This window comes from Citrobacter freundii complex sp. 2025EL-00176 (assembly GCF_053309355.1).
This window is the reverse complement of the sequence record NZ_JBRYHT010000001.1, coordinates 403,497-417,950: the sequence shown is the minus strand read 5'-3', so window position 1 is coordinate 417,950 and position 14,454 is coordinate 403,497. Positions and strand designations below refer to the sequence as shown.

At 53.6% G+C, this 14,454-nt stretch carries 16 protein-coding genes; 1 reads left to right on the top strand and 15 read right to left on the bottom strand.

The genetic code is table 11. The features are described from left to right. Positions 1-172: 172 nt before the first annotated feature. From ccmI to ccmA, 9 genes are read right to left on the bottom strand one after another with little or no spacing between them, the layout of a single operon-like run. Positions 173-1,039, bottom strand: coding sequence for a c-type cytochrome biogenesis protein CcmI (gene ccmI, locus ACVXHP_RS02045; RefSeq protein WP_447570766.1), 867 nt, complete (start codon positions 1,037-1,039; stop codon positions 173-175). Further along, positions 1,036-1,503 carry a cytochrome c-type biogenesis protein gene (locus ACVXHP_RS02040; protein ID WP_407056923.1) on the bottom strand — a complete coding sequence of 156 codons (468 nt, stop codon included), beginning with the start codon at positions 1,501-1,503 and terminating at the stop codon, positions 1,036-1,038. Before ACVXHP_RS02040 ends, ccmI begins: the two co-directional genes overlap by 4 nt. Further along, a complete protein-coding gene (locus ACVXHP_RS02035; RefSeq protein WP_200006869.1) occupies positions 1,500-2,057 on the bottom strand; it encodes a DsbE family thiol:disulfide interchange protein in 558 nt (185 codons plus the stop codon). Before ACVXHP_RS02035 ends, ACVXHP_RS02040 begins: the two co-directional genes overlap by 4 nt. Continuing rightward, a complete protein-coding gene (locus tag ACVXHP_RS02030; protein WP_447570765.1) occupies positions 2,054-4,009 on the bottom strand; it encodes a heme lyase CcmF/NrfE family subunit in 1,956 nt (651 codons plus the stop codon). The genes ACVXHP_RS02035 and ACVXHP_RS02030 overlap by 4 nt, the downstream gene beginning before the upstream one ends. Beyond that, a complete protein-coding gene (gene ccmE / locus ACVXHP_RS02025) occupies positions 4,006-4,482 on the bottom strand; it encodes a cytochrome c maturation protein CcmE (protein WP_200006871.1) in 477 nt (158 codons plus the stop codon). Before ccmE ends, ACVXHP_RS02030 begins: the two co-directional genes overlap by 4 nt. Next, positions 4,479-4,691, bottom strand: a complete 213-nt coding sequence (gene ccmD / locus ACVXHP_RS02020; RefSeq protein WP_200006872.1) for a heme exporter protein CcmD — start codon at positions 4,689-4,691, stop codon at positions 4,479-4,481. The genes ccmE and ccmD overlap by 4 nt, the downstream gene beginning before the upstream one ends. Beyond that, on the bottom strand, positions 4,688-5,434 hold the full coding sequence (locus ACVXHP_RS02015) for a heme ABC transporter permease (RefSeq protein WP_200006873.1): 747 nt from the start codon (positions 5,432-5,434) through the stop codon (positions 4,688-4,690). The genes ccmD and ACVXHP_RS02015 overlap by 4 nt, the downstream gene beginning before the upstream one ends. 35 nt (positions 5,435-5,469) lie before the next feature. Beyond that, positions 5,470-6,129, bottom strand: coding sequence for a heme exporter protein CcmB (ccmB, locus tag ACVXHP_RS02010; RefSeq protein ID WP_165407376.1), 660 nt, complete (start codon positions 6,127-6,129; stop codon positions 5,470-5,472). After that, the gene (gene ccmA, locus ACVXHP_RS02005; protein ID WP_447570764.1) at positions 6,126-6,749 is read right to left on the bottom strand and encodes a cytochrome c biogenesis heme-transporting ATPase CcmA; all 624 of its coding nucleotides are present in this window, start codon (positions 6,747-6,749) and stop codon (positions 6,126-6,128) included. Before ccmA ends, ccmB begins: the two co-directional genes overlap by 4 nt. A 373-nt stretch (positions 6,750-7,122) precedes the next feature. Here ccmA and ACVXHP_RS02000 point away from each other — a divergent pair, with 373 nt between their 5' ends. Next, on the top strand, positions 7,123-7,416 hold the full coding sequence (locus ACVXHP_RS02000) for a YciI family protein (RefSeq protein WP_200006876.1): 294 nt from the start codon (positions 7,123-7,125) through the stop codon (positions 7,414-7,416). 51 nt (positions 7,417-7,467) lie between these two features. Here the strand turns inward: ACVXHP_RS02000 and phoH are convergent, their stop codons facing one another. The 6 genes from phoH to putP form a co-directional block, all read right to left on the bottom strand. Then, positions 7,468-8,256, bottom strand: coding sequence for a phosphate starvation-inducible protein PhoH (phoH, locus tag ACVXHP_RS01995; protein ID WP_447570763.1), 789 nt, complete (start codon positions 8,254-8,256; stop codon positions 7,468-7,470). Further along, the gene (locus ACVXHP_RS01990; RefSeq protein ID WP_447570762.1) at positions 8,235-8,531 is read right to left on the bottom strand and encodes a hypothetical protein; all 297 of its coding nucleotides are present in this window, start codon (positions 8,529-8,531) and stop codon (positions 8,235-8,237) included. The genes phoH and ACVXHP_RS01990 overlap by 22 nt, the downstream gene beginning before the upstream one ends. Before the next feature lie 246 nt (positions 8,532-8,777). Beyond that, on the bottom strand, positions 8,778-10,061 hold the full coding sequence (gene efeB, locus ACVXHP_RS01985; RefSeq protein WP_316129638.1) for an iron uptake transporter deferrochelatase/peroxidase subunit: 1,284 nt from the start codon (positions 10,059-10,061) through the stop codon (positions 8,778-8,780). Between the two features lie 5 nt (positions 10,062-10,066). Beyond that, positions 10,067-11,194, bottom strand: a complete 1,128-nt coding sequence (gene efeO / locus ACVXHP_RS01980) for an iron uptake system protein EfeO (RefSeq protein ID WP_200006879.1) — start codon at positions 11,192-11,194, stop codon at positions 10,067-10,069. 57 nt (positions 11,195-11,251) lie between these two features. Next, positions 11,252-12,085 (bottom strand): iron uptake transporter permease EfeU, encoded by an 834-nt coding sequence (gene efeU / locus ACVXHP_RS01975; protein WP_137361059.1) that lies wholly within the window; start codon positions 12,083-12,085, stop codon positions 11,252-11,254. Between the two features lie 703 nt (positions 12,086-12,788). Then, positions 12,789-14,297: a sodium/proline symporter PutP gene (gene putP / locus ACVXHP_RS01970; protein ID WP_447570761.1), complete on the bottom strand. Its 1,509-nt coding sequence runs from the start codon at positions 14,295-14,297 to the stop codon at positions 12,789-12,791. Positions 14,298-14,454: the final 157 nt, after the last annotated feature.

Here is a 14,454-nt window from a genome sequence, read left to right as displayed (position 1 = left end):
ACAATCGCTATATAAAAATATTTATAGCGATTACCGTCATCTTCTAATCCAACAATGCTTATGGAAGTTTGGTTCTGCGGGCTAATCATCAGAGGTTGATTAGCCGATAATTTCAGCGTGGTATCACATTGCAAATCAAACAAACCTTTGCGCAAATGTTGATATATTTTGATTATTTCAGTGTAGCGATTTGTTCTTTTTTCGCGCGGTCGATACTACGAGTAATGATCTCTCGTTGGCTATCGTCCGGCGGTAACAGCTTCAGCATCAGTTGCCATGCCGCTATCGCTTTATCATATTGTTGATGCTCAAAGGCATTAAACGCCGCAAGACTGAGCACCCGTACATCGTTATGGTTATTTTTGAGCAACGTATCAAGCAACTGCTGGGCTTCACGGCTATCATTCGGATCCGTAGAGTGCAGCAATGCTTCGGTATATCCCAGCTGCGCGTCCGCATTTCCCGGCGCCAACTGTCGCGCTTTATCAAACGCCTGTAACGCAGCCGCGGGGTTGTTCAGCACCAGTTGCAGCCTGCCGAGCATCGTCCAGCTTAGCTGGTCTGCCGGATATTGCTGCAAACGGGTACGTAGCCCCAGCGCCAGGCGAAACAGCTCTTCTTCCGACAGCGGTTTCCCCTGAGGATCCATCACGCGCTGCATCAGTTGCGGCGTTTGCTGCACGACCTGCTGCCACTCCATCACGCGGGGAACATAACTCGTTCGGACGAATACCCCTACGCATAAAGAGGTTAGTATAATAACCCCGAGAATATACACCCAATAGCTACTATTTTTGTTATCCGTTTTCGGCGATTCAGGCAAATCTTCCAATAAATTCAAGCGTAAATCGTCAACCAACTGCTGTTGCTGAGCCGCATTTACCGGAGAAATGTCTTCATCAAGTTCCTGAAGACGCGCACGAAAAATCATATGATTCATCGTATTACGATCAACGCGCTGTCTGCCTGACCAGGGAATGAACAGCAGTGCCGCCGTCCCCAGCAGTAAAATCACCATGATGAGAAAAGCGACGATCATTTCAGGGTCCTTTTGTTTTCATCGAGAAGCGCTTGCAAACGCGCCTGCTCATGCGGACTGAGTTCCGTTTCCTGCGCGGCCCGCGGGCGACGGCTTAAACGGAAAATGACCAGCGCGCCGCCCAGTACGAAACAGGCGGGCAGCAGCCAGAGGATCAGCGTAGCCAGCGTTACCGGCGGTTCATAGGTAACGAAGTTCCCGTAGCGCGCCACCATATAATCGGTAATTTGCTGGTTACTTTGCCCCTGCGCCATCAGTTGCCAGACTTTTTTACGCATATCGGCGGCAATCATCGAATTGGAGTCGGCAATGCTGTTGTTTTGGCATTTCGGGCAGCGCAGCTGCGCGGTCAGTTGGCGGAACTGCTGCTCCTGAGCCTCATTTTTAAACGGATAAGTGTCAATCGCCGCCAGCGCCTGAAACGATAGCAGCGCCGTCAGCAACGTCATTAGCAAAAATCTCACGCGCTGCCCTCCCGACTGTATTTATTCCACAATGGCAGGATTTCCTGCTGCCATACCTGTTCGTTCAGATCGCCCGCATGGCGGTAGCGAATAATGCCTTTGCCGTCGATAAGGAAGGTTTCCGGCGCACCGTAGACACCGAGATCCAACCCCAGCATACCGTCACCATCAAACACGCCCAGCGCGTACGGATTACCCAGCTCTTGCAGCCAGTCCACAGCTTTCTGGCGATCGTCTTTGTAGTTGATGCCCACGATGCGAATGCCCTGCGCCGCGAGGGAACGCAGGTATTGGTGCTCCGCGCGGCAGGTTGGACACCAGGTCGCCCAGACGTTAAGCAGGACAGGTTTGCCGTTGATAATGCCGGCTCGATCCAGCATCACGTCGGGTTTCTCCAGCGACGCCAAGCGGAATTCTGGCAACGGTTTGCCTACCAACGCCGACTCTAGCGCCGTCGGATCATCGCCATTACTATTGCGCAGCAGTTGCCACATTAGCGCCGCGACCAGAATCAAGAAGATAACCAGCGGCAGGTAGAGGGCTTTACGGTTCATTGTGCGTTCTCCGGCAGCGATTTACGTAAGCGATAGCGCGGGTCCAGAATGCACAATACGCCGCCAAGCGCCATTAACATTCCGCCAAACCAGATCCAGCGAACAAACGGTTTGTAGTACAGGCGCACCGCCCAACTGCCGTCATCCAGTTCTTCACCCAGCGCGGCATACAGATCGCGCACCAGCCCGCCATCGATGGCGGCCTCGGTCATCTCCATCCGGCTGCTGCTGTAGACGCGTTTTTCTGCCTGCAGCGTGCTGACGTGCCGCCCGTCCTGCGAGACGTCAATCACCGCTTCGCCGCCAAAGTAGTTCGGCCCGGTAATGTCCTGCACGTCGCGGAAGACAAAGTGATATTGATGGATATCGGCGCTATCACCCGGCTTCATGCGCACATCGCGCTCAATGCTATAGTTCTGGCTAAAGGCGATGCCAATCACCGTCACCACCAGCCCGACATGTCCAGCCACCATGCCCCAGTGGCTGCGTCCCAGGCGAGTTAGCCCGCGCCAGAAGGTGTGGCGATCGGTCGCGCGTTCCACTACCTCCATCACCGTCAGAACCAACGCCCATAGCGACATCAGCAGACCAAGCACGGTCATCGCCTTAATACGGTCCTGCATCAGCCACGGCAGCACCACGGCCAGCACAATAGATACCAGCGCCGCAATCAGCAGCCGCTTACGCAGCTTATGGAACTCATCGCGCCGCCAGCGCACCAGTGGCCCAATGCCCAGCAGTAGCGAGAAGGGAATCATCAGCACGATAAACAGCGAATTAAAGAATGGTTCACCGATGGAGATACTACCCAGCCCCAGCAATTTATGAATCAGCGGCAGTAATGTGCCCAACAGCACCACCAGCATCGCAGCAATCAGCAGAACGTTATTACCCAGCAGCAGCGACTCACGCGACCACAGCTCATGACGTACCCGAGAGCGCACCTTCCCGCCTTTAATGGCAAACAGCAGCAACGAACCGCCGATGGTGATCACCAGCAGCGCCAAAATAAACAGGCCGCGCGTCGGATCAGAGGCGAATGAGTGTACAGAGATGAGTACCCCGGAACGCACCAGGAAAGTGCCGAGCAGGCAGAGCGAGAAGGCGAGGATTGCCAGCAGCACGGTCCAGGATTTGAAGCTACCCCGCTTCTCCGTTACCGACAGTGAGTGAATCAGCGCCGTTCCGGCCAGCCACGGCATCAGCGAGGCGTTTTCTACCGGATCCCAGAACCACCAACCGCCCCAGCCCAGCTCGTAGTATGCCCAGGCAGAACCCAACACGATGCCCACCGTCAGGAAGCTCCACGCCGCCAGCGTCCACGGACGCGACCAGCGCGCCCAGGCGCTGTCCAGACGCCCGGTCATCAGCGAGGCGATGGCAAAAGCAAAGGCGACGGAAAAGCCCACGTACCCCATGTACAGCATTGGCGGATGAAAAATCAGTCCAATATCCTGCAGCATCGGGTTCAGATCGCGGCCTTCGATCGGAAAGTCCGGCAATGTGCGTACAAACGGGTTTGAGGTCAGCAGGATGAACACCAGGAAGCAGAAGGAGATCATCCCCATCACCGCCAGCACGCGGGATGATGCTTCTAAGGGAATGTTGCGGCTCAGCGCCGCCACTGCAAAGGTCCAGCCGCTCATCAGTAGCACCCACAGCAGCAGCGAGCCTTCGTGCGCTCCCCAGGTGGCCGCCACGCGATACCACACCGGCAGCAACGTATTCGAGTTGCTGGCGACATACTGAACGGTGAAATCATTCACCACAAAAGCATAAACCAGTATCAGGAATGACCCGAGGATCGCCGCAAACATGGCGAACGACAGCGGCTTAGCCAGCGCCATCATCCGCGAATCCTGACGCATCGCCCCCCAGGTCGGATACAGCCCCAGCAGGCAGGATATGCCCAACGCCAAACACAGCAGAAAATGCCCAATTTCAGGGATCATTGCGCGGCTCCTTGTTGATTCCCGGCAGGGTGATGATTTTCGTCCATCGCCTCTTTAATTTCCGGAGGGGTATAGTTTTCATCGTGTTTCGCCAACACCTCTTTGGCGCGGATATGGGTACCGTCTTGCAGCGTTCCCTGTGCCACTACCCCCTGTCCTTCTCTGAATAGCGCTGGCAGAATCCCCGTATAGCTCACCTCTACCACGCCGCGCGCATCGTAGAGCTTAAAGGTCACGTCCAGCGTTTTATCGTCACGCTTCACGCTGCCGGGCATCACCATGCCGCCAATACGCAGGCGCTGTCCCGGCTCCGGCTTCTGGCCATTTTCCCGCTTGCCGTAAATGATTTCCCCCGGCGTATAGAACAAATCGATATTGGCGCTGAGCGCATACATCACCAGTCCGACCGTCAGCGCCAGCCCTGCCAACACGCTACAGGCAAGCCAGAGTCGTACCTTACGCCGCGGATTCACAACGCCTCTCCTTTTTTACGCGCCGCCAGCATCCGACGCTCGCGCGCCATCTGACGCTGAACGTCAGCCAGCAGCGCCCTGCGCTGCCAGCAGGCATGCCAGACCACAACCAGCAGCGAGAGCACCGTCACGGCAACCGCCAGCCAGACATAAAAGGCGTAGCCGCCCATCTGCCAGAAATCACTCCAGGAGTGGAAAGCGCTCGTCATGAATTAACCTCGCTCTTGCGCCCGGAAACCAGCTGTGCCACCCATGGGCGGCGACGTTCCTGCAGCAGAATCAAATTACGCATACGCATTAATGTCAGAGTAATAAATAGGAACAAGAAGCCGAAAATCGTCAAACGCAACGGCATACGCATAGAGGGGTCGATGGTTTTCTGCATATTGGTCGACCCCTGATGCAGGGTGTTCCACCATTCAACGGAAAAATGAATAATCGGCAAATTAACCACCCCGACCAGAACAAGGATCCCGGCGGCGCGCCCGGCCAGACGGCGGTCGTCAAAGGCGTGATACAAGCCAATCACGCCGACATATAAGAACAGCAGCACCAGCTCGGAGGTCAGACGTGCATCCCACACCCACCAGGTGCCCCACATTGGTTTGCCCCAGGCCGAACCGGTGACCAGCGCGATGAAGGTATAGACAGCGCCAGGAAGCGCCATCGCCATCACCGCGTTGTCTGCCATTTTCATTTGCCAAATCAGACCCACAAAGGCGGTCACCGCCATCGAGCCATAAATCCCCATCGACCAGATAGCCGCGGGCACATGCAGATACATGATGCGATAACTTTCGCCCTGCTGATAATCCGCTGGGGCGTAGACAAAGCCCCAGACGCAGCCCACCACCAAAAACAGCGTGCTCAGGATAGCCATTGCCGGAATAAACCGCCCGCAGACCTTATACAACCGCTCTGGAATGGCGAGTTGGTGTAACGCTTTCCACATTTTTCTTTGCCTCATATTCCCGCAGATGACGGGAGTTATTGCACGCTGATTCGTAACGCTGCCGCGGTGGCGAACGGACTTAAGGTAGCGCTTCCGGCGAGGAAGGCCCCGAGAATCGCCAGATATCCGTCAACCGGCAGCAGCATTTGCGCCGCGCCCACCGCCGCGGTCGCAAAAATTAATAAAGGGATCATCAGCGGCAGCACCAGCAGGCTGAGCAATACGCCGCCGCGCCGTAACCCGACGGTCAGCCCCACGCCGATGGCACCAATAAAGCTGAGCGTAGGCGTACCCAGCAGCAGCGTCAGAGCCAACACCTTCCACTCGGTAATTGAGAGGCCAAACAGCGTGGCGATGAGCGGCGAGATGATTAACAACGGTAGCCCGGAAACCACCCAGTGCGCGGCGACTTTCGCCAACACCACCAGCGAAAGCGGGACTGGCATTAGCATCATCTGCTGCAACGAACCGTCCAGCCAGTCATCACGAAACAGTCGATCCATTGCCAGCAGTGAGGAGAGTAGCGCCGCCACCCAGACGATGCCGGGGGCAATTTGCCGCAGCAACTGCGGCTCAGGGCCAATACTTAGAGGAAACAGCGTGACGATAATCAGGAAGAACCACAGCGGGTTGATAATTTCGGCACAGTTACGAAAGGCCAGACGCAGGTCGCGCCAGAATATCTGCGCGATCATGCCACTGCCGCCTCATACTCATTGAGCGTAATCGTGCGCAACGGGACGCAGAGAGGCCGTAAAGGTTGATGGGTTGTCAGAATAACTGCGCCGCCCTGGACGACATGCTGTTCCAGTCGTGAGGTCAGTTTTTGCACACCGGTTACGTCCAGCGCAGTAAAGGGTTCATCTAAAATCCAGAACGTTGTGCGGCTAAGCCACAGCCTGGCCAGCGCCACGCGCCGCTGCTGCCCGGCAGAAAGCTGTGCCACAGCAACATCTTCAAAACCGACCAGCCCGACCTGCTCCAGCGCCTGCCAGCGCATCTCAAGCGATGCCTCCGGGTGATAAAAACGCAAATTCTCCTCCGCCGTCAGCCCACCTTTAACGCCAACCTGATGGCCAAGCCACAACAGTTGACGATGCCAGTCGTCACGCATCCGATGCAGCGGTTTACCCTGCCACAAAATCTGCCCTTCGCTCGGCGTTGATAACCCGGTTAGTAGCTGTAATAAAGAGGTTTTTCCTGCCCCATTTGGGCCCGATATTTGGACAACTTCGCCGGGCTGAATAGAACAGGATAAGCGGCAAAAAAGTTGACGTTCATCCCGCAGGCACGCAATATTTTTTAATTCAAGCATTAGAAGGCGGGTCCAGTTCGGGAGCGCAGAATATTCAAGGATCTACAGTATAGCGAAAGTATGCGTTTCAGTTTGCCAAATATGTTAAAAAATATAAAACGCTTATGATCTGGAACATTATCGTAATATTTATCGCATCACGCATGTTTCATTATTATTAATAAAACTCGCCGATAAAGTGATTCCCGCCATTTTTTCGCCAGCCATCAACCACGCCAAATCATCCTCGCCCTACAAGTGTTCAATTAACATACATAAATGCGGCATATGACGTTTTAATATTAAAGCTTAGGAAGGTCAGTTCTGATATTAATCTTTTCTCTCCTTGGTTATATGCTACGTTAATACACCTTTAAAAAACAGGGATAATAAAATGAGTGTTGTTTATGTTGTTGTTTTAACCTATATAAAACCGTTGAATGACGTCGATAGCCTGCTTCCTGCCCACGTGGAATGGCTGCAAAAAGGCTATGCGGAAGGTTTATTCCTGGCGTCAGGCCGCAAAATCCCGCGTTCCGGAGGGGTGATATTGGCGAAATGTGATGATGCTGAGAAATTACAACACTATCTGAGCCTGGATCCCTTCCAGCAAGCTGGCGTCGCGCAAGTTGAGTTGATCCCATTTGAAGCGACCATGACGACCGCCGCCTTAAAAGATATTCTGTAATATCGCTAAAAACAAAGCCCGGTTTCCCGGGCCTTGAAGACGGCGTACTCATCAGTTGTAAGCGTTGAGCGTCCGCTGACAAAGCGCCGAGCGAACGCAATCATCTTTATTGAAACGAACGATCCCAATCATTTCATCTTCTTCAAAACGGGCCAGCGCATCGCTTAGCCCAGAGCGAACGTGGGCGGGGAGATCGCACTGGGTTACATCCCCATTCACAATCACCGTCACATTCTCCCCGAGGCGAGTCAAAAACATCTTCATTTGTGCAGCAGTGACATTCTGCGCCTCGTCAAGAATGACCACGGCATTTTCAAATGTTCGTCCACGCATATAGGCGAACGGCGCGATTTCCACCTTACCAATCTCAGGTCGCAGGCAATATTGCATGAAAGAGGCTCCCAGACGTTTCACCAGCACGTCATACACCGGGCGGAAATAGGGAGCGAACTTCTCGGAAACATCTCCAGGTAAGAAGCCGAGATCTTCATCAGCTTGCAGAACCGGACGGGTTACAATAATCCTGTCCACGTCTTTGTGGATCAGAGCCTCTGCTGCTTTTGCCGCGCTGATCCAGGTTTTACCACACCCGGCTTCACCGGTGGCGAAGATCAGCTGTTTACTCTCGATAGCATTCAGGTAGTGCGCCTGAGCCTCATTTCGCGCCGTGATTGGCGTGGCATCGCGACTATCACGCGCCATTCCGATCGCTTCTACGCCGCCCATCTGCACAAGCGAGGTGACCGATTCATCTTCACGTTGCTTATGGCTACGCGAGTCCCGCCTCAGCACCCGTTTTGCTTCGCGACGAGCTTTGATCACTGCTTTTTGTCTTCCCATGGATAGCACCTTGAGTTGTAGGTATACATCACGCGCGCCGTTGGCGGCACGATTATGCGCACGAACATCTGAGGGTTGGCTTCCTTGTAAGCCATTGCTTGCTTTTGGATAAGACGCCACCCACGGCTACGCGCACCGTACAGGGCGTCAGGTACAAGGATAAAAAGAGAAAGGGGGAGAGATTTAGCGGTGACGACGTGGCTACCGGAAGAGAAACGTCCGCGTAAAGTACTGCTGCTACTGTGAAAAACGTGTCCAGTACAGGACTTTTCCATTCGCGATCTCCATAGTGAACAACTATCACCGCCGGGAACTACCGCTGTCACTTATAAGTACATCATAATCTTTCGCTAATGCAACAATATTTTCACTTGTTATTAACTTCATTTTGACTTGTCGTCACTGACAGTCTCTTGCAGAGAGATGACAGAATTATTTCATTCACCGACCGATCATAAAAAATAATTCGTTCATTCATGAAGATGTCAGTAAAAGCCCCGCCGCGCTGCGGGGCATAGGTATCACGCTTCGAGCAGAGTCTGTCCGAGATAATGATCTGCGGTTTTGACACCCGGTAATGCAAAGAAGTAACCGCCGCCAATCGGTTTGACATACTCCTCAAGCGCTTCACCGTTCAGGCGTTTCTGCACCGTCAGAAAACCTTTTTCCAGATCGTGCTGATAGCAGACGAACAACAGTCCCATATCAAGTTGTCCGGAATTGGTCACGCCGAGCGAATAACTGTAACCGCGGCGCATCATCAGGCTGGACTCGGTCTCTTTTGTCCGCGGGTTTGCCAGACGGATATGGCTGTCGAGCGCAATCACCTCACCTTCTGGATCGCTGGCATAGTCAGGTACATCGTGCTCATGCTGCATACCCAGCGGCGCACCGGTGTGTTTATCGCGACCAAAAATCGTTTGCTGTTCTTTCAGCGGCGTGCGATCCCAAAACTCCACGCGGAACTGAATGAGCCGCACGGCCTGATAGCTGCCGCCTTGCGCCCACGCAGGTTCGCCCTGCCCGTCCGTAACCCACACCACATTTTGCATCAGCTTCGCATCAGTCGCGTCCGGGTTCGCTGTACCGTCCTTAAAGCCAAGCAAGTTGACCGGGGTCTCTTTGCCTTTACTGCGCGCGGCGTGATCGGAAATAAATCCTTCACGTTTCCAGCGAACGCTGAGCAGATCGGGCGTATGTTTGATGATATCGCGCAGCGCGTGGATGACGGTGTCCTGTGTGTTGGCACAAATCTGCAACAGCAGATCGCCATGGCACAGCGCAGCATCCAGCGAGTCATTCGGGAAGCGCGTCATTTTTTGCAGCTTTTTCGGCATCTGCGGTTTCAGGCCATAACGCTCATCAAACAGCGAGGATCCGACCGACAATGTCATCGTCAGATTGTCTGGAGCGATGTATGCGCCAAGGATACCGGAATCCATCGGCGGTAGCCGCGGATTCGGCGTATCCGGCGCGGGTCCTCCGCGAGTCAGAAACGCAAAACGACGGGTTAGTAGCCGCAACAGACGTTCAAGATCGGCCTTATCGCTGGCGAGAACATCGAACGCCACCAGCATCATAGATGCCTGTTGCGGCGTCAGGATCCCCGCCTGATGTTGACCATAAAACGGCTGCACTTCACTGCGAGCATCAGGAGACAACGTTCCCGGCGCGCTTTGCGGTTTTTGCGCATGGGCAACCGGGCATCCACCTGCCAACGCCAGCGCGCCACCCAAGGCGCCCATTCCTTTCAACAAACGTCGGCGTGACGGTTCGCTCACGCCGTTTTCATTTTCTTGCTGCATAGTGCTTAATCCAGACCCAGAACACCGCGTAATTGTGACAAGTCTTCCGCCAGCGTCGTGATTGGCCCTTTCAGCGCATTGCGATCGGCATCGGTCAGTTTGTCATAGGTTTCAAAACCGTCTTTGGTACGATACTTGCTCAGGATGGTATCGACTTTTTTGAAGTTCGCATCCACCTTCGCCAGCAGTTCAGCATTGGATTTTTGTAACTGAGGACGCAGGAGATCGACAATTTTCTGCGCACCATCGACGTTAGCCTGGAAATCCCATAGATCGGTATGGCTGTAGCGATCTTCTTCCCCACTGATTTTGCTGGCTGCGACTTCTTCGATCAGCCCAGCCGCGCCACCCACCACTTTAGACGGTGGGAAGGCAAGCTCGCTAATACGCGTTTGCAGGTCAAGGACATCGCGGTTTAACTGGTCGGCATACTTGTCCATCCCCTTGGTGGAATTGTCACCAAACAGCGCTTTTTCCAGACGGTGGAAGCCGGTGAATTTCGGATCGGCGGCTTTTTGTTCGTAATCATCTTCCCGTGCATCAATGCTGCCATCGAGATCGGAGAACAGTTCGGCAATCGGTTCAATACGCTCGTAGTGCTGACGCGTTGGCGCATACAGGGATTTCGCTTTTTCCACATCACCAGCTTTAATTGCATCGGTGAAGGCTTTGGTGCCCGCCACCAGTTGCGCGGTTTCAGCCGTCACGTAGGCTTTGTACTCGGTTATCGCGCCGCCCAGACTCAACAGAGCATCACTCTGCGCGGCATCCGCTGTAGCGCTTCCTTTTACGATCAGTTTGCCTTTCGGGTTGGTCAACAGACCACAGGTCATATCATATTCGCCAGGCTGCAGGTTGGCCGTCATTTTCTGGCTAAAACCCGGCGCAATGTTTTCACGCTCTTCAACGACCATAACGCCTTTGAGGATCTCCCACTCCAGCGCTTTCTGGCTGTGGTTCTGGATGATGAACTGCGTTTTCCCGGCGTTAACCGTGATCGTCATCGGCTCACACTGTTTATCGTTAACTGTGACTTTCACCTGCGGAATATCGGCGGCTTGTGCAGAAAAAACGGATGCAAACAGCGCGGCAATACCTAACTGCAGCGCACTACGGCGAAAATGAAGCGTCATAACCTATTCCTTTAAATAAGTATGTTGTAACTAAAAAGTATTCTGCATCGCGTTTTTTTAAGGTGCGGTACGCGATGCCGTAGTGCCTGAACGCGGCGGTAATGCAAATATAATTAATGCTGGAATCAGGTAGATAAACCAGACAGCCACTTCACTCACGCTTGGCGCCTCCTGATAGCCGAAGATTCCTTCCATCAACGTACCAAACAGTGAGTGCGTCGAAAGCACACTGCTGATATCAAACGCCACATCCTGAAAATGATTCCATAACCCGGCTTCATGGAAGGCGCGGATAGCTCCAGCGGCAAGTCCGGCAGCCACCAGCAAAATGAACAGACTGGTCCACTTGAAGAATGCCCCGAGATTGAGACGAATACCGCCGAGGTAAATCAGGTAACCCAGTACCACCGCGGTGGCCAGCCCCAGCATCGCGCCCAGCGGCGGCCAGATGCCGACATCCTGCTGAAACGCCGCCAGCAGGAAGAACACCGATTCCAGCCCCTCGCGGGCGACGGCAAAAAAGACCATCATCACCAGCGCCCAGCCGTGATGGTTGCCGCGCTGCAACGCGTTATCAACTGCCTGTTCAAGCTGGACTTTAACGTTGCGTGAAACTTTACGCATCCAGAACACCATCCAGGTGAGGATCACTACGGCAATGACCGCCACGATGCCTTCAAACAGCTCCTGCTCTTTTTGCGGAAATTCACCAGTGGTTTCATTGATGAAAATCCCTAACGCCAGGCATAACGCCGCCGCCAGCAGAACACCAATCCACATCACACCAATCCAACGACCACGCTGAGTCCGTTTCAGGTAGCTGGCAATCAGGCTGACAATCAGCGCGGCCTCTAACCCTTCGCGCAACATAATTAGAAATGGAACAAACATGCGAAGAACCCTTAAACGTTATTCTCAGTCAATTGATGCAAAGAAAAGTAAATTACAGTGATAGTGATTATCATTACAGAAAAGAAAAACTCAAGCAGAATGTTTTGAGAATGATGACTGAATGTAAAAGGTTAGGCAGGTAATGGTTATAGCGAGCTTGCAAAGTAGGTAATAAAAGCCCCCACATGCGCAATGTCATTAAGTTAACGCCTCTGTATCAGAAAGCATCAATCTGTATTCGCGAAGGTAATGAATATGCTATTTCAGAGAAAGGATTCCGTTCACCTCATGTACATCATTTCTCTGAAACACCGATTCCTGTGAACGTGTAAAGGGCGTTCTCCGCCACGCCCTTTACAATCCCGGCTCCCGGCGGGAAAATCGATGAGGCGTTGACGGCTGACCGGGTCTGTCCGCAGGGATGCGGACAGAGGGGGCTGCCTGCAGGGACGCAGGCTCGGCCCCGACCCGACAGGCAGACGGCATAAGACGAATGAATCGCGCAGCGACGATTTTCCCGCCGGGAGCCTGGGATGCAAGGGAGGCGGCGGTGAGCCTCCCTTGCACGTTCACAGGTCTAGCGATATCAGAGAAGCAATGCACATAAGGTGAACGGAAACTAATTCAGGGTAAAACGTTCTCCATACATGCTTAACCGAACGGTATTGCGCACACAGCGGGCCTGAGGACAAAGGTAGATTAATTATTCTGCCTGTAAACGCGACGGCGGCGCGGAGTGATAATGCGCGTCAGCCTCGGCAAAACGTTGCTGCATAGCGGCTGAAGGCGCTTTACCCAACAGGCTAAAGACGACAATACCGATGCTGCCGAAAATAAAGCCTGGGATGATTTCATACAGACCCAGCCATGCAAACTGCTTCCAGACGATTACCGTCACTGCGCCGATGATCATCCCTGCCAGCGCGCCGTTACGGGTCATGCGCGACCACATTACCGAGAACAGAACCACCGGACCAAACGCCGCGCCAAAGCCTGCCCAGGCGTAGCTTACCAGACCCAGCACCCGGTTCTCCGGGTTCGCCGCCAGTGCGATGGACACCAACGCCACAACCAGCACCATGATACGACCAATCCACACCAGCTCTTTCTGGCTGGCATTTTTACGCAGGAACGCTTTGTACAAATCTTCGGTGATTGCGCTGGAGCACACCAGCAGCTGGCAGCTCAGGGTCGACATCACCGCCGCGAGGATCGCAGACAGCAGAATACCGGCAATCCACGGGTTGAACAGGATTTGCGCCAGTTCAATAAACACACGCTCGGCGTTCTGATTAACGGCACCCGCCAGCGACGGGTTGTTATTAAAGTAAGCGATACCGAAGAAACCCACGGCAACGGCACCCGCCAGGCACAGAATCATCCAGGCCATACTGATGCGACGTGCATGCACAATGCTATGGTGAGAATCTGCCGCCATAAAGCGCGCCAGAATATGCGGCTGGCCAAAGTAGCCCAGGCCCCAGCCCATCAGCGAAATGATGGCAACAAAATTCAGCCCTTTGAACATGTCTACGTTCTCAATGCTCTTTTGTTTAATCACTTCCAGAGAATCGTCGAATCCACCCACGCCGATAATGACCATGACCGGCGTCAGGATCAGGGCGAAGATCATCAGGCTGGCCTGAACGGTATCGGTCCAGCTTACCGCCAGGAAACCGCCGATAAAGGTGTAAATGATCGTCGCGGCCGCTCCCGCCCACAGCGCTGTTTCATAGCTCATGCCAAAGGTGCTTTCAAACAGACGCGCCCCTGCCACAATTCCTGAAGCACAATAGATGGTGAAAAACAGCAGAATAACCAGCGCGGAGATAATCCGCAGAATGCGGCTTTTATCTTCAAAGCGACCGGTGAAGTAATCCGGTAACGTCAGCGCATTGTTATTGTACTCGGTGTGTACGCGTAAACGTCCGGCCACCAGCTTCCAGTTGATCCATGCGCCCAAAATAAGGCCGATAGCGATCCAGCTTTCTGAAATTCCCGACAGGAAAATCGCGCCTGGCAGCCCCATCAGCAACCAGCCGCTCATATCGGATGCGCCAGCGGATAACGCGGTAACGAATGGACCCAAACTGCGTCCACCAAGAATGTAATCGTCAAAGTTTTTGGTCGAACGCCATGCAATAAACCCTATCAATATCATGCCGAAAATATAGACACAGAATGTCACTAACATCGGTGTGCTAATAGCCATCAAAACTCTCCAAAATTATGTATCAGCAATGCCGTGGCTTGCCGTTTTATTACCCTGCCGGAACGTGGCAAAGATATCTATGTTTACCAGGGCGACCGTATCCTGCCGGAAGCGATGGTCATTCACAATCGATTTAACACACCATTTACATCAAAAT

Coding starts and splice junctions, on each gene's coding strand:
- ccmI (WP_447570766.1), bottom strand. CDS start 1,039: ATGATCGTCGCTTTTCTCATCATGGTGATTTTACTGCTGGGGACGGCG.
- ACVXHP_RS02035 (WP_200006869.1), bottom strand. CDS start 2,057: ATGAACCGTAAAGCCCTCTACCTGCCGCTGGTTATCTTCTTGATTCTG.
- ACVXHP_RS02030 (WP_447570765.1), bottom strand. CDS start 4,009: ATGATCCCTGAAATTGGGCATTTTCTGCTGTGTTTGGCGTTGGGCATA.
- ccmD (WP_200006872.1), bottom strand. CDS start 4,691: ATGACGAGCGCTTTCCACTCCTGGAGTGATTTCTGGCAGATGGGCGGC.
- ACVXHP_RS02015 (WP_200006873.1), bottom strand. CDS start 5,434: ATGTGGAAAGCGTTACACCAACTCGCCATTCCAGAGCGGTTGTATAAG.
- ccmB (WP_165407376.1), bottom strand. CDS start 6,129: ATGATCGCGCAGATATTCTGGCGCGACCTGCGTCTGGCCTTTCGTAAC.
- ccmA (WP_447570764.1), bottom strand. CDS start 6,749: ATGCTTGAATTAAAAAATATTGCGTGCCTGCGGGATGAACGTCAACTT.
- ACVXHP_RS02000 (WP_200006876.1), top strand. CDS start 7,123: ATGAGTGTTGTTTATGTTGTTGTTTTAACCTATATAAAACCGTTGAAT.
- phoH (WP_447570763.1), bottom strand. CDS start 8,256: ATGGGAAGACAAAAAGCAGTGATCAAAGCTCGTCGCGAAGCAAAACGG.
- ACVXHP_RS01990 (WP_447570762.1), bottom strand. CDS start 8,531: ATGGAAAAGTCCTGTACTGGACACGTTTTTCACAGTAGCAGCAGTACT.
- efeB (WP_316129638.1), bottom strand. CDS start 10,061: ATGCAGCAAGAAAATGAAAACGGCGTGAGCGAACCGTCACGCCGACGT.
- efeO (WP_200006879.1), bottom strand. CDS start 11,194: ATGACGCTTCATTTTCGCCGTAGTGCGCTGCAGTTAGGTATTGCCGCG.
- efeU (WP_137361059.1), bottom strand. CDS start 12,085: ATGTTTGTTCCATTTCTAATTATGTTGCGCGAAGGGTTAGAGGCCGCG.
- putP (WP_447570761.1), bottom strand. CDS start 14,297: ATGGCTATTAGCACACCGATGTTAGTGACATTCTGTGTCTATATTTTC.